Here is a 15754-nt window from a genome sequence, read left to right as displayed (position 1 = left end):
CTAGGCAAACGCCGGCTGCGAACGCTTCAGGCCGAAGAACTCCAGCTCGGCGAACAACGCTACCACCAGCGCCTGGCCGATGACGAAGACATACCCGAGCACAGTCGGCGCTACCCAGCCACCAATCAACAGCAGCACACTGTCGGCCACCCATAGCGCGTTGACTGCTATTACCGCCCAGATCCAGCCGCGCTGCAGGGTGTCGCGGTTGCTCAACCAGGCCAGCACCAGGGCGAACGGCAGCAGGCTGACGCCGGCCCCCAGCAGCAGTTCGAAAGGCAGGCCGAGCCATTCGGTCAGCCAGCCGGCGGCCAGCGACATCAGCAGGCCGGTGGCGCCGCTGGCGGCGGCATCCAGCAGCAGGGCACGACGCAGCAGCGGAGAGGGTTGCAGATGAGTCATGACGAGATCCTCCTGAACGAGTGGGAAGGCGCCGTCTGGCGCCTTGGCCACAGATTCTCCCGAGCGGGTCATGACGTCGATTACCTGCCAGGTAATGGCCGCCCGGCCGCCCCTGGTCTATCGTCTCGAACCATGAACACCGCCATCGCCCACACCCGCCAGTTCGCCCCGGTCGGCGCCCTGCTCCGCCAGTGGCGCCAGCGCCGTCGCCTGAGCCAGCTCGATCTGGCCTGTGAGGCGGACATTTCCACGCGCCACCTGAGTTTCGTCGAAACCGGCCGAGCCCAGCCGAGCCGGCAACTCTTGCTGCACTTGGCCGAACAACTGGACATTCCGCTGCGCGAGCGCAACCAGTTGCTGGTGGCTGCCGGCTTCGCTCCGCTGTTCCCGCAGCACCGGCTGGACGACCCGGCGCTCGGCGCCGCGCGCGAAGCAGTCGAGGTGCTGCTCAAGGCCCACGAGCCCTACCCGGCCCTGGCCGTGGATCGCCACTGGAACCTGCTGGCGGCGAACCGCTGTGTCGCGCCATTTCTCGCCGGCCTGCCCGAGGAACTGCTGAAACCGCCGCTCAACGTACTGCGCCTGAGCCTGCATCCACAGGGGCTGGCGCCGCGCATCGCTAACCTGGCGCTATGGCGCGAACACCTGCTGGCACGCCTGCGCCGCGATCTGGAGATCAGCGCCGACCCGCAATTGGCCGCGCTGCTGGAGGAACTCGCCACATTTCCCGCACCGCCGCCGGCACCTCGCGACGAGAACGCGCCGCTGCCGATGGTGGTACCGCTGCAACTGCACAGCGATCTTGGTCTGCTCAGCCTGATCAGCACCACTACGGTGTTCGGGACCGCCGTGGACGTCACCCTCGCCGAACTGACCCTGGAAACCTTTTTTCCCGCCGATGCGGCAACCGCGGCAGTGCTACGGCAACTCGCGCCTCAGGTTTGAGGGCGAGGGTGATTCCTGAAGAAATCACTCTTTCGGGTCATTCCAGATAGCCAGCGGGACAGTAGTCTGTGCACACTGTCACACGGACGGTCCAACGCTGCTCACAACAATAAAAAAGGAGCACCCGGATGTATCGCAGGTCTACACGCGTTCGCTTCTTCGCCTGGCTGCTGGTCTGCCTGGCTAGCCTTTCCCTGCCGGTTTTCGCCGAAAGCACACCGCTTACCCAGATTCAGGTCCATGCCTGCCGTGCCACCGGCAGCCTGCTGCTGCTGCGCGGCGAAGGCTTCCAGGAGAGTCACGCGGCGCGCCTGGAAAACGACATCCGCGCCCTCGACGAGGCGATGCGCGGCCTGCCCCAGGCCAGCGCGGAGCTGCGCCAGCACCAGCTACAACTGGTTGCGCAATTGAGAAGGGGGGTGGCCTTCGGGCCGGGGGACGAGAACATGCCCTGGCGCTATCCGCAGGAGCTGGCCAAGTCGCTGCGCGACTTCCTCACCGCCGCCCGCGCGGAACCCGGCGCCAATCCGCAGGACGAGCTGCCGGCCAAGCTGGAATACCTCGCCGTGCAATACCTCAGCCGGTCCTACATCGGCACCTTCGAAATCGCCCGGGAACAGCCGGACACCTATCTCGGCCAGGACGAGCGCCAGTTGGTCCCGGCGCTGGACAACGAACTGGCCGCCCTGGATACCAAGGCCAATCCCAAGGCGGTGAAATTGCAGACCCGCTGGAAATACCTGCGCGCCGCGCTGATGGACATGAACAGCCAGAGCAACGCGCTGGTCAGCGCCTCCGGGCGGCCTTTCGCGCCGACCACCGTGGACCGTAACGCGCGCTCCCTGAGCACGCAGTTGATGGCGCTGAACCCGGGAAGCTGACCCCCGGCTCGCTTCAGGCTGTGGCCTTGCGCTCGCGGATGCAGGTCGGGCCGGCACGCTCTTCCACTGCGCGACGGACCTCGTCGCGCAGACCGAGCAGGAAACCCAGCTCGGCCACCACGAACAGCGGGCCGACGATCAGGCCGACAAGGTCGTCGACGAACGCCGGCTTGCGGCCTTCGTAATAATGGCCGACGAACTGGATGATCCAGCCGACCACGAACAACGCCAGCCCGCCGCTCAGCCAGACCAGGGTGGTTTGCGCCGCCAGCACCTGGCCGGCCCACAGGCTCAGCAGCAGCAACAGGGTCATGACCACACCGAAGCGCAGGTCCAGGCGGACATAGAACACCGCTGCGGCCAGCGCCACCACGGCCGCCGGCGACAACCAGAATCCGGCCAGGTCGAAACCGGGACGCGACAGCAGCACGGCGACCGCCACGACTATCATGGGAATACCGACGAAATGGGTGGCGATGTTGCGCCGGTCGCGGTGATAGGCCGCGTACTGGGCCAGATGATCGATGAGTGTCTTCATGTTTTTTTGTTCTCCTCGGCAAGGCAGGTCCGGGCATGATGGCCCCACCCTCCTTCCATGCTCTGTCAGCTAGCCGACAAACCTCCGGAGCCTCCGATGAGCGACGCAACCCTCTACCGTGAACGGCTGTTGAACGGCCACTGGTTCAGCGGCCTGCCGACGTCGTTGCAGGACAGCCTGCTGGGCGCTGCCCAGGTGCGGCGGCTGGATGCGGGGCAGCGGCTGTTCAGCCGGGGCGACAAGCCGTGCGGGCTCTATGCGGTGGTGGAGGGGGCGATCCGCATCGGCGCGGTGGCGCAGAGCGGCAAGGAGGCGCTGCTGACGCTGGTCGAGCCACCCTACTGGTTCGGCGAGATTTCGCTGTTCGACGGCCAGCCACGTACCCATGACGCCTACGCCGAAGGCGCGACGGTGCTGTTGCAGGTGCCTCAGGTAGCGCTGCTCGCCTTGCTCGAACAGGAGCCACGGCACTGGCGCGACTTCGCCCTACTGATGAGCCAGAAGCTGCGCCTGGCCTTCATCGCCCTGGAAGAAATGAGCCTGTTCCCCGCCGCCCCGCGCCTGGCCCGTCGCCTGCTGATGATCGCCGAAGGCTACGGCGACGCCAGCGGCCCTCGTCGTACCCTGCAACTGGCCCAGGAACAACTGGCCCTGATGCTGGCCATCTCCCGCCAGACCACCAACCAGATTCTCAAGGACTTGGAAGCCCAGGGCATCGTCCGCCTCGGCTATGGCGAGATCGAGATCGTCGATCTGGATGGGTTGCGTTTGGCGGCGACCGGACCGTAGAGAACTCATAGCTCTGCCTGTCGTGTAGGGGGACGAGCGGCATGGATGCCGCGAGAGGCGCGATTGGCCAGGGATGGCCCTTCGCGCCGGCTCCCCGGAACGGCGATGGAGCGAGGGAACCCCGGCGAAGCCGGGCGGGGACGCCTAGTTCGGATGCCGGGGCAAGCCCTCTTGGTTACTTCTGGGGCGGCTGCCAGAAGTAACTCGCCGGGGGGCGAAACAAGATATCTCGGAGAAACCCAGCAATCGGTTTGGCTCAGAACTTTCCAACAACGCTTGGCGCAGACAAAGCCCATCTATTTGGTTGTCAGGTGCATGATCAAGCACCGCCGGGCGAATGAATTCGCCCCTACAGGTTTCGTCTCAACGCTCCGGCCGATACCCCATGCGCAAGCCGCCCCAGTGCCGGCCCTGGACAAAAATGGGCACGGAAAGGTCATGCATCAGCTCGCCGGTGTCGCGCATGTAGGTCTGTAGCAGCAGGCGCTGCTGGTGGCTGCCGCAGCGAGCGCCGGTGCGGTCGTTGAACAGGCGCTTGCTGCGGCTCTTCAGCATGTCCACCTTGGGGTCGCCGGTCTGCGGGTGGGCGAAGGCACGGTTGTGGGTCGGCACGTAGCCTTCCGGAGTGGTGGCGATGGCGAAGACCAGTCCGTCATGGCGTTGCAGCAACGGCTCCTGGATCTCGGGCAGGACCTGGTCGGTGTATTCGTCGAAGCGGGTGCGGTACTTGGTCGGGTGGGTGTTGGGGATTGGCTGGTAGTTGCGGTCGAACAGGTCGTCCAGGCGAATCCGCCCCGCCGCCAGGTCGGCCTCGAACCTCGCGGCGATGGCCGCCGCGCCCTCGCGGGCGAGGTCGAAAACGCGCTGGTGGTAATCGTCCAGACGCACTTCAGCCAGTTGCTCGCTGACCGTCTCGGCCTGGGCCACCAGTTGCGCCGCCGCCTCGCCGAGCTGGCGGGTCTGCGCTTCGCTGGCATGGGCGTCGGCGCGCAGTTGCTCCAGCGCCTCGAAGAGGCTGGCCAGCCGCTGGTGGTTGCTCTCGGTACCCGCGGTGATCTGCGCCACCTGTTCTTCCACCTCCCCTGCCAGCCCGGCGATCCCTTGCAGATGCTGCCCGGTTTCCTCGATCTGTTGTGCCGCCTGGTCCAATTCGCTGGCCTGCTGCTGGATATGTGCCACCACCGCGCTGCTCTGTTGGCGGATATCGGCAACCATCTGCCCGACCTCTTCGGTGGCGCTGGCGGTGCGCCCGGCCAGGCTGCGCACCTCGTCGGCGACCACCGCGAAGCCGCGCCCCTGCTCGCCGGCACGGGCCGCCTCGATGGCGGCGTTGAGGGCCAGCAGGTTGGTCTGGCTGGCAATGGATTGAATCACCGAGGTGACCTGCTGGATCTGCTCGGTGCGCGCGCTCAGGCCGTCGATCAGCTCGCGGCTGGCCGTGGTCTGTGCGCTCAGCGATTGCATGCGGGCGATAGCTCGTTGCAGTTCGCCCTGCCCGCTGGCACTGCTCTGGCGCACCGACTGCGCTGCGGCGAGGGTCTGCTGGGCGAGCCGGGCGCTGTCCTGCTCGGTGGCGGTCATCGCCTCGGCGCCGCCGGTAACCTGGTCCACCGCGCCCATCTGCGATTTCAGTTTGTTCGCCAACTGCTGCACGCTGAAGGCTACCTTCGCCGCCGACAGGGCATTCTGGCTGGTGTGCCGGGAGAGGTTGGCGCTCAATTGATCGAACGTCGGCCCACCGTCCGACTTCGGTCCGTGCGAGCCCTCTTCCGTCGAACGCTGCCAGGGCCCCAGCCAGGGCCAGAGCGCCAGCAGCAGGAACGACGGGATACTCACGTACAGAGGCAGTTGCATCCGCTGGTAGACCAGCATCAAGGCGGCCAGCCCCAGCGCGTGGATCAGGCAGGCAACGGGATGACCGATGAAGGCAGGACGCATGATGGACCTCTTGTTGTTTTTCCCGTCGGCATCATCGCTCCGGGAAGCGGTGACGCCGGATAAATCCTCGATCGAGCCGGTCTTTCCACCAGCCGCAAGCACGGCCGCCGGCGCTCCAGTCATCCCAGCCGAGCAGCGCGCCGCCGTCGCCGGTAGCCAGCAGCGCCAGGCTGCGCCGCTGCGGCCGGTAGACGCGCAAAGCCCCACCGCAGAGCGCCGCATTCAGGTTGGCGGCGAGCACCGGCCCCTGGCGTACAGCATAGACACCGCTTCTGCGCGCACCGGGCAGGCTCGCGCAATCGCCCACGACGTAAATCTGCGGATGCGACAGGCTCTGCAAGGTGGAGGCGATCCGCGCGAAACCCGCGCTGTCGCATTCCAGCCCGCTCCGGGATATCCAGGGGAGCGCCGCCGCGCCGCTGGCCAGCAGCAGGCGCCCACCACGCCACACCGGCTCCTCGCCGCTGAGCAGCCACTCGTCGTCTATGGAGGTTATCGGACAATGTTCGCGAACCTGAACCCTGCGTGCGCGCAAATGCCCGAGGGCGCGCAGGCGCAGGCCCGGCGCCAGGTTGGCGAGCAGCGCATCGGCACAGAACAGCGCCAGCCCCGGCACTTGGCCGGCCAGTGCCAGCGCCAGTTCGACTGCCGCCGCGCCACCGCCAAGGATCGCCAGCCGCTGCGGCTCGGCCCGCCAGCGTTCCCAGCCGGCGAGGAAATCGGCGAAGGGCTTCACCGCCAGCACCTCCATGACGTCGCCGCGCCGGGGCGGTGCAGCCACCCCGGCACCGACGTTGAGCGACAGCCAGGACGCCGCCAGGGTTGGGCCATCGACCAATTGCAACGCGCGCTCGTCCGCCGCCAGCGCGTGGACTTCGCCGATGAGCAGTTCGACACCGGCGGCACGGCACAAGGGCGCCAGGGGGATGCGGCAGTCTTCCGCCCGGTAACGCCCGGCCAGCAGCCCCGGCAGCATGCCGGAGTACCAGGCCTCGGGCGTTGCGCTGAGCAATCCGATGCGTCTTGGCGGCGCCACCCCGTTGGCCCAGCGGCGCAGCACGCCGAGGTGGGCATGGCCGGCGCCCACCAATAACAGGTCGTAGAGGCTCACGGGCGCAGCAATCCCTCGCGGTATTGGCTCGGCGACTGTCCTGTCCAACGCTTGAAGGCGCGGCTGAAGCTGCTGGTGTCGGCGAAGCCGAGCAGGTAGGCGATCTCGCTGATGGAGCAGCGGGGGTCGCGCATGTGGCGCAGGGCCAGGGCCTGGCGGGTGTCGTTGAGCAGGCTCTCGTAGCTCACGCCCTCGTCGGCCAGGTGGCGTTGCAGGCTGCGCAGGCTCAGGTGCAGGGCCTGGGCGATCCACTCGGCGGACGGTTCGCCGTTGGGCAACTGTGCTTCCAGGCAGGTGCGCACCTTGCGCTGCCAAGTGGGCGGCTGGAGTTGTTCGAGGGTGCGCTCCAGCACTGCCTCGTTGTGCAGGGCGAGTTCCGGGTTGGCATCCTCCAGGGGCCGCTCGAAGTCGGCGCGGGCGAACTGCAGCAGGGTCTCCGTAGCGCCGAAATGCAGCGGCGCGCGGAACACGTCGTGCCAGGGTTGCGGGTCGGCCGGACGCGGCCGGCTCAAGTACACCGCCAGCGGGGCGTAGTCGCGGCCCAGGCGGTTGCGGCAGGTGCGTACGTAGATCGCGGCGAAGGCATCCAGCGCCTCGGGCGCCGGCTCGGGTCCGCCCGGCGGCACCTGCAGGCGGAATTCGTAGCGCTCGCCGACCTGTCGCAAGTCCAGCTCGGAGGCATCGCTGACCACCTTGTGGTAGCGCACGATACGCTCGAACACGTCGAGCAGGCTGGCGCTGGCGATCAAGGCGTACCCCAGGGCGTGGAAGGTGGTGGGGCCGACGTACTGGGAGACCTTCAGCCCCAGCGCGGGGTCGCCGCTGGCCTGCACCGCCAGCCGCCACAGGCGGGTGGTGGCGGAGAGCGGGTAGCGGGCGTTGGGGTCGTCCATCAGCGCCGGGTCGAGGCCAGCCTCTCGGCACAGCGCGATGCTGTCCAGGCCGAGGGCATCGAGCTGCTTGCGCAGGGCGCGCGTCCAACTGGCCAGGGTGGTGGGTTCGTCAGTCATGCAGGTTGGCGTGTCCGGTCAACAGGTTGGCGTCCAGGGTCAGGCCGGCTTCGGCATGACGATGCAGAGTAGCGTCGTGCCCTGACGTGCGCTCCGCGTGCGCGACGATAACAAGAGGATGCGAGCATGACCCCGACTCCCGCAAGCCGCGATCTGCAGAATGACCAGCAGAAATCCGCGTATATCCGCGAAGTGGTGATGGCCCATGGCGAGGAACTGCGCCGGCGCTACCCAATCCTGAAGCATCAGGACGCCCTCGGTGCCGGCATCCTGGCCTTCGCCCTGGCCGGCATGATCGGCGCCGCGGCGCTCTATGTGAACGGCATGATCGCCTGGTGGGCCTGCCTGCTGGCCAACGCCTTCTTCGCGTCGCTGACCCACGAACTGGAACACGACCTGCTGCATTCGATGTACTTCCGCAAGAAGCGCGGACCACACAACCTGATGCTGGCCCTGGTCTGGCTGGCCCGACCGAGCACCATCAGCCCCTGGATTCGCCGCGAGCTGCACCTGAACCACCATAAGATCTCCGGCAGCGCCACCGACGTCGAGGAGCGCGCCATCACCAACGGCGAGCCCTGGGGTCTGGCCCGGCTGCTGATGGTGGGCGACAACATGATGTCGTCGTTCATCCGTTTCTTGCGCGCACCGACCTGGGCGCACAAGAAAAGCATCGTCCTGCGCACCCTGAAAGGCTATGCGCCGCTCGGCCTGATCAACTGGGGCATCTGGTACCTGTTCCTCGGCTTCCATCTGGTCGACGCCGTCGCAACGGCGGCCGGCGCGCCCATCGACTGGTCGGCCACCACCCTGCAAGTCATGGGTGTGGTGAACGCTGCCGTGGTGGTGCTGGTCGGCCCGAACGTCCTGCGCACCTTCTGCCTGCATTTCGTCAGCTCCAACATGCACTACTACGGCGATATCGAGCCGGGCAACGTGATCCAGCAGACCCAGGTGCTCAACCCCTGGTGGCTGTGGCCGCTGCAGGCGTTCTGCTTCAACTTCGGCAGCACCCATGCGATTCACCATTTCGTGGTCAAGGAACCCTTCTATATCCGCCAGATGACCGCGCCGGCAGCGCACAAGGTGATGCGCGAGATGGGCGTGCGCTTCAACGACTTCGGCACCTTCGCCCGCGCCAACCGCTGGAGTCCGGTGGAACGGCAGGCCGCACAACATACCCAGGCCGCCTGACCATGTCGCAAAACCCGATGAACGTCCTGATCGTCCATGCCCATCCGGAGCCGAAGTCCTTCTGCGCCGCCATGAAGGACCTCGCGGTCGAAACCCTCACCGCGGCCGGCCATGCGGTGCAGGTCTCCGACCTGTATGCGATGGGCTGGAACCCGGTGGCTTCGGCCGCCGACTTCCAGACCCGCAACGACCCGGATTACTTGGTCTATGCCCTGGAGCAGCGCCACGCCCATGCGGGCAATGCCCTCGCCGCCGATATCGCCGGTGAGCTGGACAAGCTGCTCTGGGCCGATCTGCTGATTCTCAACTTCCCGCTGTACTGGTGCTCGGTGCCGGCGATCCTGAAAGGCTGGATCGACCGGGTGCTGGTTTCCGGCGTCTGCTACGGCGGGTTGCGCTTCTACGACCGGGGCGGCCTGACCGGCAAGCGTGCGCTGCTCAGCTTCACCCTGGGCGGGCAGTCGCACATGTTCGCCAACGAAGACGCCATTCACGGCGACTGGGAGCCCATGCTGCGCCCGCTGCAACGCGGCACCCTGGCCTATGTCGGCTTCCGCGTGCTGCCGCCATTTCCGGCGTATCACGTGCCTTACATCGGCGACGACGCGCGCCGCAAAATCCTCGACAGCTACCGACTGCATTTGAACAACCTGGATCGCCTCAAGCCCCTGCGCTTCCCGTCGATGGCCGACTTCGACCGCCAGCTCCACCCGTTCACGGAGGCTCCGGCATGAAGACCTGGATCTGCATCGTCTGCGGCCTGATCTACGACGAGGCCAAGGGTTGGCCGGAGGAAGGTATCCCCGCCGGCACACCCTGGGCGGAGGTGCCGGACGACTGGCTGTGCCCGGATTGCGGGGTGAGCAAGGGGGATTTCGAGATGCGCGAGCTGGCCTGACGGCTCAGCCGAGCCGCCAGCGGTGGAACCGTTGCAGCAGCCGTAGCGCCATCTGCGGCGCGTGGGCCTTGCGCCACTCGCCGGCGGCGTACTTGTTGGCCTCGGCCAGGGTCGGGTAGGCGTGGACGGTGCCGAGGATCCTGTTCAGCCCGAGGTTGTGCTTCATCGCCAGGACGTACTCGGCAATCAGGTCGCCGGCATGCTCGCCAACCAGGGTCACGCCGAGGATACGGTCCTTGCCGGGCTCGGTAAGCACCTTCACGAAGCCACGGGCGGCCTCGTCGGTGATCGCCCGGTCGAGGTCGTCAAGGCCGTAGCGGGTCGTCTCGTAGGCAATGCCTCGCGCTCGCGCCTCGTCTTCCGACAAGCCGACCCGCGCCACTTCGGGGTCGGTGAAAGTGCAGTGGGGAATCACCCGGTAGTCCGCCTTGAAGCGCCGGAAGCCGCCGAACAGCGCGTTGACCGCCGCATACCAGGCCTGGTGCGCCGCGAAGTGGGTGAATTGATAGGGACCGGTAACGTCGCCCACCGCGTAGATGTTGGGAAAGCGCGTGGCCAGGTATCCGTCGGTTTCCAGGGTGCCGTCGGCGCGCACGGCCAGGCCCAGGGTTTCCAGCCCGTAGCCTTCGACATTGGCCACCCGGCCGAGGGCCAGCAGCAGGGTATCGAAGGGGATGCGTTCCTCATCGCCCGATGCGGTACGGGTGATAAGGCAGGGCTCGCCATCATGCCGTTCGAAACGCTCGGGCGTATGTTCCAGGCGAAGCTCGACTCCGTCCGCGCGCAGTCCGGCCATCACCGCCTCGGCCGCGTCGGCATCTTCGTGAGGCAGCAGGCGCGGGCCGCGCACCACTTGGACGACTTGGCTGCCGAGGCGCTGGAAGGCCTGCGCCAGCTCGCAGCCGACCGGCCCGCCACCCAGCACCAGCAAACGCTTCGGCTGCTCGCGCAAGCTCCAGATACTGTCCGAGGTGTAGGGCTGCAGGTCGGCCAGGCCGGGGATATCCGGAATCTTGGGACGTGCTCCGGCGGCGATGATCAGGTTGCGGCTGGTCAGCACCCGGCCGTTCACTTCGACGCTCCAGGGCGAAACGATCCGCGCTTCGCCGTGAATCACCTCGACGCCCAGTTCGCGGTAGCGCTGCGGTGAATCGTGCGGCTCGATGGTACCGATCACCCGCTGCACGCGCGCCATCACCGCGGCGAAGTCCACCTCGCCAGCCACGCCTCGAAAGCCCAGCGCCTCACCCTTCTTCAGCTCCGCCGCCAACCTGGCCGAGCGCAGCAGGGCCTTGGATGGCACGCAGCCGGTGTTCAGGCAGTCGCCACCCATGCGGTGTTTTTCCACCAACCCGACCCGGGCTTTCACTGCCGCAGCGATGTACGCACTGACCAGCCCTCCGGAGCCCGCACCGATCACCAGCAGGTTGCGCTCGAAACGCCTGGGCCGCGCCCAGCCGGCATAGACCCGCCGCGCCTTGAGCGCATCCAGCAGGCGTCGTGCCAGCAACGGGAACAGGCCGAGCAGCACGAAGGCGCCGAGCAGCCCCGGCGAGAGGATGCCGCCCAGCGAGTCCAGCCGGCCCAGCTCGCGTCCGGCGTTCACGTAGACCAGGGTCCCCGGCAGCATGCCGAGCTGGCTGACCCACCAGAAGGTTCTCACCGGCAAGCGGGTGAGCCCCATGGCCAGGTTGATCAGGAAGAACGGGAAGAGTGGCACCAGGCGCAGGGCGAACAGGTAGAACGCGCCTTCCCGACGCACGCCGTCGTCGATGCCCTCGAAGCGCCGGCCGAAACGCGCCTGCACCCAGTCGCGCAGAAGAAACCGGCTGCTCAGCATGGCCAGCGTCGCGCCGAGGGTGGAGGCGAAGGACACCAGCAGGAAGCCTTCCAGCAGGCCGAACAGCGCGCCGGCCAGCAGTGTCATCAGCGCCGCCCCGGGCAGCGACAGCCCGGTGATCGTCACGTAGGCCAGGAAGAACAGCATGGCCGCCTGCCAGGGATGCGCTTCTACCCGGGCATCGAGCGCCGCCTGCTGGGCCTTGAGGTTGGCCAGGGTGAAGTAGTCCGCCAGATCGAATGCGAAGAAGCCGACGATCAGCGTCAGGATCAGGCTAAGCAGGAGAAGCTTGCGGGTGTTCATGACGCTCCTGGGTACGAAGTTCGTTGGCCGGCGATCTAAAGGTTTTCCCGGCTAGCAGCAGCCTCCGGCGGTGCCGGCCGTCATGTCGAACGGCAGGGTACTGCCGCAGCCTTCGAACAGGCCGAAATGAGTAGAGAAGTCGCCGATGAAGTCGAAATGGGCGGCGAAACGGCTGTCCCGGAGCATGCGCCAGGTGTTCCCGCAGACCGGAAACACCCGGCCGCGCTCGATGCGGTGGTGCTTGTCGAGAACGAAAACCTCCGGCTGCTCGGCCAGGGTGCCCTTGTAGATCACCGCCTGACCGTAGTCCTCGCAGGCGCTTTCCAGCCCCTCCAGCTTGAACAGCCGGTAGGTGGCGGAAAAGAAACGGACAGGGCCGATGCGCACGGCAATCGAGCCGTCCAGCGCGATGGGGCGGTCTTCCACCAGACGCGGATCGGCGAAACCGGCCGCCTTGGCCAGGCACAGGAAGTCGTTCCAGTAGAGCGCCCCGGCGAGGCATTCGCCGTACAGCTCGGGATCGTCCGCCAGCGCGGCGGGTATCCGTCTGTCGGCGTACACGTCGGAGAAGTACAGTTCGCCGCCGGGCTTGAGCACACGCCACGCCTCGGCCAGCACCCGCGCCTTGTCCGGCACCAGGTTGATCACGCAGTTGGAGACCAGTACGTCGAAGCTGTCGGCCGGCAGGCCCAGTTCGTCCAGGCGTTCGATATCGCCTTCGATGAAACGCAGATTGGATTGCCCGTGGCCGAACGCCTGTGAATGGAATGCTTGGTGCCGACGGGCCACGGCCAGTTGTTCGGGCGTCATGTCGACGCCGGTCACGCCGCCGCGCTCGCCGACCAGGGCGGACAGGCAGTAGGCATCGCGCCCGGCACCGCAACCGAGGTCCAGTACTTGGCAGCCTTCCAGCGCCTGGGGTGCGATCAGGCCGCAGCCGTAATAGCGCTCCAACACCTCGGGGTGCAGCCTGGCCAGGACCGTCCGCAGATGCACCGGCGGCGGCGTGGCAGTACAGCAGGCGCTGGTCTTCAGGTCGGCGCTGGATTGCAGGGTCTGGCCGTAGTAGGTCTTTACGTCTTCGCGCATGGTCTTGTTTCCCGTTCGATGACTATCCCAGCGCGCCGCCGCAACTGGAGCCCTGCCCGGCGGTGCAGGCGAAGCAGTGGTCGCGGGTGACGATGGGGTTGCCCGCCAGCATCGAGCCCAGCAGATCGCGCAAATGGGCGCGGTCGCGGCCGATCAGCTGCAACGGCAGGTCGAGCATCTGATTGAAGTCGCAGTCGTAGAGGTAGCCCTGCCAGTCCACGCTGATCAGCGAGCGGCACATCACCGCGTCGAGGTTCTCCGCACGGTAGCTATCGCGCAGGAGTTGCATGTAGGCGTTGAACTGCCCCTTGCTCACCAGGGTGCTGCCGAAGCGGGCGATGGGCTGATTGGTGATGCACAACAGGTGGTCGAAGCGGATGCCGAAGTCCTCGATCAGGTGGCGCTTGTAGTCGGCTTCCAGCTTCTCCTGGGGCGGCGGCAGGCTCGGCCCCTGAGGGTTGTAGACCAGATTGAGAACCAGGCCGCTGCCCGCCTCGCCATAGCCCAGGGCATTGAGTTGCCGCAGTCCGGCGATGCTCGCCGCGAACACGCCTTCGCCGCGCTGGCGGTCGACGTTTTCCCTCGAATAGCAGGGCAGCGACGCGGTGATCTCAACGCCCTGCCCGGCCAGGAAGGCCGCCAGGTCTTCCTGATCGGGCTCGCCGAGGATGGTCAGATTGCAGCGGTCGATCACCCGCAAGCCTTCGCGACGGGCGTGGCGGACGATGTCGCGGAAGCGCGGATGCAGCTCCGGTGCGCCGCCGGTGAGGTCGAGGGTGTGTACCGGGTGTGCATCGATCACGCGGTGCAGGATGTCCAGGGTTTCGTCACTCATGCTCTCCGTACGCGTCGGCCCGGCATTCACATGGCAATGCAGACAGCGCTGGTTGCAGCGGTAGGTGAGGTTGACCTGCAGGGCCTCCAGCGCGCCACGGCGGATCGCGGGAAAGGCCAGGCGGTCGAGCAGGGGCAGCATGGCGTGCACGGGCCGTCTCCTGTTAGGGGATGAACTATGGAGTCCGGCCCCTTGGGCTTGTTACAGCATGGAACGAACGGGGTTCAGCATAGCGTTCATGCCGGGCATTGGGCGGCGCAAGAATTAGCGGATATGACAAACCGTCCAGGGCATGGCAGGCGAAATCCGGTGAAAGCGACCAGACTGCACGGGTGCCCAATCGAGGAGAATCCCGATGCCACGCTTCGCCCTGTTCTTCGCCGCCGGCTTCCTCGCCGTGCTCTGCTTCCACCAACCCGTGGTCGGGCTGCTGCATGCCTATGGGGTGATTCCCTTCGCACCATTCAATGCCCAGCCCACGGTGCCGCTGGCCGTGCCGGCCTGGCTGTCCGCCGCGTTCTGGGGCGGCGTCTGGGGCGTGGTGATGCTCTGGCTGCTGCGCTGGGAGGCGGGTAAACCGCAACCCTGGCTCAAGGCGCTGCTGTTCGGCGGCCTCGCCCTGACCGCCGTGGCCTTGCTGGTGGTCCGTCCGTTAAAGGGGCAAGGGCTGGAACTCGCCGCGCTGCCACCGCGCTTCCTGCTCGGTTTCGTGATCAACGCAACCTGGGGTGTCGGTACCTTGATCTTCGCCCGCACCTTCAGAACGGCTTAGGAAGCGAACAGATCGGCCGGCAACCTCTCCAGCAAATCCGCCTTGAGGCGCAACAGGCGCGCCGCGCGGGCTTCGAGCAGGGCCAGGGGCGCTTTGTCCGGCGGCAGATTCATCAATTGGCCGGTCAGGTTGAGCACCAGGGCCTCACGGGAAAACGCCTTCTGGCCGAGCCCGTAGAACGCCGAGACCAGCTCGCGCAGACCGATCGGCAGGCGCCACTGGACGCGTAGCGCGGAACCGAAACCGGACGCGTGCTGCGCCATGGCCCGGTCGATCTCGGCGTCGCGGAGCCCGCCTCCGCTGTTGCGCCAGTCCTGCAGACTGCGCAGCAGGGCGAGATCGCCCAAGTTGTGCAGCAGGCCGGCGGTGTAGCAGACCTCCGCATCCAGAGCCAGCTCGCCCGCCAGCCAGTGGGCCAGTTCGGCGCTCTGCTGCGCCCTGGCCCAAGCCTTGCCCGCCCGCTCCGCCAGACGCTCATCGCGCAGACTGGCGCTGCGTTGCAGGCTGAGGTTCAGCACCAGATTCAGGGCGCGCATGACCCCGAGGTGCGGCAGCGCCTGCATCAGCGTTTGACAAGGCGCACCCCGGTGCTGGCCGGCGCTGTTGGCGACGGCGATCAGGCGTGCCGTGATCTGCGGATCACGCGCGAACGCATCGTTCAGTTCGCTGAGGCTCTTCTCACTCGCTTGCAGGTATTGCCCGACGGCGACACGGACCTCGCCGAGCAAGGGTGCGCCCTGCCCTTGCAGACGCACGCTGTCTAGGTAGTCGTCGAGGCTTCGTTTCTCCACGGTATCGGTCGCAATCCCCAACAGGCCGTGAAGACGCTGGCGCAGCTTGGCCGGGTCCAGCGGACGCGCCAGATAGGCGGATGGCGCCAACGGCAGGGCGGCCCGTACGCTGGCCGCATCGAGACGTGCGCTCATCAGCACGAACGGCAATCCCACCGCCCGTGGCTGGCCACGCAATGCGCGCAACAACTCCAGGCCCGGCAGGCCGGGTAACTCGCCATCGGCAATCACCAGGTCGGGCAGGCGCTGCTCGCAGGCAACCAGTGCGGCTTTCCCGTCGGTCATCGCAACGACTTCGGCATCCGTCCGTACCTCCCGAACCAAGCGCTGAAGCAGGTCGGCGGTAACCGCCTCGGCTTCGACGATCAGGACATAGGGAGCGGGAACGGACATGGAGGCGCACTCGAGGGTGACAGAA

The 15754-nt window shown here is 66.9% G+C and carries 16 protein-coding genes; 7 read left to right on the top strand and 9 right to left on the bottom strand.

The genetic code is table 11. The features are described 5' to 3' along the window. Positions 1 to 402 (bottom strand): hypothetical protein, encoded by a 402-nt coding sequence (locus BZL41_RS01395; protein ID WP_095597643.1) that lies wholly within the window; start codon positions 400 to 402, stop codon positions 1 to 3. 132 nt (positions 403 to 534) lie between these two features. Here BZL41_RS01395 and BZL41_RS01390 point away from each other — a divergent pair, with 132 nt between their 5' ends. Next, on the top strand, positions 535 to 1347 hold the full coding sequence (locus BZL41_RS01390) for a helix-turn-helix domain-containing protein (RefSeq protein ID WP_095597642.1): 813 nt from the start codon (positions 535 to 537) through the stop codon (positions 1345 to 1347). 128 nt (positions 1348 to 1475) lie between these two features. Next, entirely contained in the window at positions 1476 to 2228 is a 753-nt protein-coding gene (locus BZL41_RS01385) for a hypothetical protein (RefSeq protein ID WP_095597641.1), read from the top strand. A 13-nt stretch (positions 2229 to 2241) separates the two neighbouring features. On the opposite strand, the gene BZL41_RS01380 is transcribed toward BZL41_RS01385, so the two are convergent. After that, the gene (locus BZL41_RS01380) at positions 2242 to 2766 is read right to left on the bottom strand and encodes a DUF962 domain-containing protein (RefSeq protein WP_095597640.1); all 525 of its coding nucleotides are present in this window, start codon (positions 2764 to 2766) and stop codon (positions 2242 to 2244) included. Between the two features lie 96 nt (positions 2767 to 2862). Here BZL41_RS01380 and BZL41_RS01375 point away from each other — a divergent pair, with 96 nt between their 5' ends. After that, positions 2863 to 3555 (top strand): Crp/Fnr family transcriptional regulator, encoded by a 693-nt coding sequence (locus BZL41_RS01375; protein WP_095597639.1) that lies wholly within the window; start codon positions 2863 to 2865, stop codon positions 3553 to 3555. A gap of 363 nt (positions 3556 to 3918) precedes the next feature. Here the strand turns inward: BZL41_RS01375 and BZL41_RS01370 are convergent, their stop codons facing one another. The 3 genes from BZL41_RS01370 to BZL41_RS01360 form a co-directional block, all read right to left on the bottom strand. After that, positions 3919 to 5136, bottom strand: coding sequence for a methyl-accepting chemotaxis protein (locus tag BZL41_RS01370; protein WP_371916465.1), 1218 nt, complete (start codon positions 5134 to 5136; stop codon positions 3919 to 3921). 388 nt (positions 5137 to 5524) lie between these two features. Next, positions 5525 to 6604 (bottom strand): FAD-dependent oxidoreductase, encoded by a 1080-nt coding sequence (locus tag BZL41_RS01365; RefSeq protein ID WP_095597637.1) that lies wholly within the window; start codon positions 6602 to 6604, stop codon positions 5525 to 5527. Then, complete coding sequence (locus BZL41_RS01360; RefSeq protein ID WP_095597636.1) at positions 6601 to 7614, bottom strand: AraC family transcriptional regulator; 1014 nt, start codon at positions 7612 to 7614, stop codon at positions 6601 to 6603. The genes BZL41_RS01365 and BZL41_RS01360 overlap by 4 nt, the downstream gene beginning before the upstream one ends. A gap of 126 nt (positions 7615 to 7740) precedes the next feature. Here BZL41_RS01360 and BZL41_RS01355 point away from each other — a divergent pair, with 126 nt between their 5' ends. The 3 genes from BZL41_RS01355 to BZL41_RS01345 are packed head-to-tail and all read left to right on the top strand — an operon-like array spanning position 7741 to position 9706. After that, on the top strand, positions 7741 to 8808 hold the full coding sequence (locus BZL41_RS01355) for a fatty acid desaturase (protein ID WP_095597635.1): 1068 nt from the start codon (positions 7741 to 7743) through the stop codon (positions 8806 to 8808). 17 nt (positions 8809 to 8825) lie between these two features. Further along, positions 8826 to 9542, top strand: a complete 717-nt coding sequence (locus BZL41_RS01350) for an NAD(P)H-dependent oxidoreductase (protein WP_095597686.1) — start codon at positions 8826 to 8828, stop codon at positions 9540 to 9542. Then, positions 9539 to 9706 (top strand): rubredoxin, encoded by a 168-nt coding sequence (locus tag BZL41_RS01345; protein ID WP_095597634.1) that lies wholly within the window; start codon positions 9539 to 9541, stop codon positions 9704 to 9706. Before BZL41_RS01350 ends, BZL41_RS01345 begins: the two co-directional genes overlap by 4 nt. A gap of 4 nt (positions 9707 to 9710) precedes the next feature. Here BZL41_RS01345 and BZL41_RS01340 read toward each other — a convergent pair whose 3' ends face one another. From BZL41_RS01340 to arsS, 3 genes are read right to left on the bottom strand one after another with little or no spacing between them, the layout of a single operon-like run. Beyond that, a complete protein-coding gene (locus BZL41_RS01340) occupies positions 9711 to 11849 on the bottom strand; it encodes an FAD-dependent oxidoreductase (RefSeq protein ID WP_095597633.1) in 2139 nt (712 codons plus the stop codon). A 51-nt stretch (positions 11850 to 11900) separates the two neighbouring features. Beyond that, the gene (locus tag BZL41_RS01335) at positions 11901 to 12938 is read right to left on the bottom strand and encodes a methyltransferase domain-containing protein (protein WP_095597632.1); all 1038 of its coding nucleotides are present in this window, start codon (positions 12936 to 12938) and stop codon (positions 11901 to 11903) included. A gap of 22 nt (positions 12939 to 12960) precedes the next feature. Further along, positions 12961 to 13914 carry an arsenosugar biosynthesis radical SAM (seleno)protein ArsS gene (arsS, locus tag BZL41_RS01330; protein ID WP_218224365.1) on the bottom strand — a complete coding sequence of 318 codons (954 nt, stop codon included), beginning with the start codon at positions 13912 to 13914 and terminating at the stop codon, positions 12961 to 12963. 214 nt (positions 13915 to 14128) lie between these two features. Here arsS and BZL41_RS01325 point away from each other — a divergent pair, with 214 nt between their 5' ends. Then, positions 14129 to 14545: a hypothetical protein gene (locus BZL41_RS01325; RefSeq protein WP_095597630.1), complete on the top strand. Its 417-nt coding sequence runs from the start codon at positions 14129 to 14131 to the stop codon at positions 14543 to 14545. Here the strand turns inward: BZL41_RS01325 and BZL41_RS01320 are convergent. Then, positions 14542 to 15729 carry an HDOD domain-containing protein gene (locus BZL41_RS01320; protein ID WP_095597629.1) on the bottom strand — a complete coding sequence of 396 codons (1188 nt, stop codon included), beginning with the start codon at positions 15727 to 15729 and terminating at the stop codon, positions 14542 to 14544. The two genes, BZL41_RS01325 and BZL41_RS01320, sit on opposite strands and share 4 nt — an antisense overlap. Positions 15730 to 15754: the final 25 nt, after the last annotated feature.

It is taken from the genome of Pseudomonas sp. PIC25 (assembly GCF_002286785.1).
GTDB lineage: Bacteria > Pseudomonadota > Gammaproteobacteria > Pseudomonadales > Pseudomonadaceae > Pseudomonas_M.
Note: the sequence above shows the minus strand (reverse complement) of the source record. Positions and strands in the feature narration are given on the sequence as shown.

What these genes read in the sequence shown, in the direction of transcription:
- BZL41_RS01395 (WP_095597643.1), bottom strand. Translation starts at nt 402, where the DNA reads ATGACTCATCTGCAACCCTCTCCGCTGCTGCGTCGTGCCCTGCTGCTG.
- BZL41_RS01390 (WP_095597642.1), top strand. Translation starts at nt 535, where the DNA reads ATGAACACCGCCATCGCCCACACCCGCCAGTTCGCCCCGGTCGGCGCC.
- BZL41_RS01385 (WP_095597641.1), top strand. Translation starts at nt 1,476, where the DNA reads ATGTATCGCAGGTCTACACGCGTTCGCTTCTTCGCCTGGCTGCTGGTC.
- BZL41_RS01380 (WP_095597640.1), bottom strand. Translation starts at nt 2,766, where the DNA reads ATGAAGACACTCATCGATCATCTGGCCCAGTACGCGGCCTATCACCGC.
- BZL41_RS01375 (WP_095597639.1), top strand. Translation starts at nt 2,863, where the DNA reads ATGAGCGACGCAACCCTCTACCGTGAACGGCTGTTGAACGGCCACTGG.
- BZL41_RS01370 (WP_371916465.1), bottom strand. Translation starts at nt 5,136, where the DNA reads ATGACCGCCACCGAGCAGGACAGCGCCCGGCTCGCCCAGCAGACCCTC.
- BZL41_RS01360 (WP_095597636.1), bottom strand. Translation starts at nt 7,614, where the DNA reads ATGACTGACGAACCCACCACCCTGGCCAGTTGGACGCGCGCCCTGCGC.
- BZL41_RS01355 (WP_095597635.1), top strand. Translation starts at nt 7,741, where the DNA reads ATGACCCCGACTCCCGCAAGCCGCGATCTGCAGAATGACCAGCAGAAA.
- BZL41_RS01350 (WP_095597686.1), top strand. Translation starts at nt 8,826, where the DNA reads ATGAACGTCCTGATCGTCCATGCCCATCCGGAGCCGAAGTCCTTCTGC.
- BZL41_RS01345 (WP_095597634.1), top strand. Translation starts at nt 9,539, where the DNA reads ATGAAGACCTGGATCTGCATCGTCTGCGGCCTGATCTACGACGAGGCC.
- BZL41_RS01340 (WP_095597633.1), bottom strand. Translation starts at nt 11,849, where the DNA reads ATGAACACCCGCAAGCTTCTCCTGCTTAGCCTGATCCTGACGCTGATC.
- BZL41_RS01335 (WP_095597632.1), bottom strand. Translation starts at nt 12,938, where the DNA reads ATGCGCGAAGACGTAAAGACCTACTACGGCCAGACCCTGCAATCCAGC.
- arsS (WP_218224365.1), bottom strand. Translation starts at nt 13,914, where the DNA reads ATGCTGCCCCTGCTCGACCGCCTGGCCTTTCCCGCGATCCGCCGTGGC.
- BZL41_RS01325 (WP_095597630.1), top strand. Translation starts at nt 14,129, where the DNA reads ATGCCACGCTTCGCCCTGTTCTTCGCCGCCGGCTTCCTCGCCGTGCTC.
- BZL41_RS01320 (WP_095597629.1), bottom strand. Translation starts at nt 15,729, where the DNA reads ATGTCCGTTCCCGCTCCCTATGTCCTGATCGTCGAAGCCGAGGCGGTT.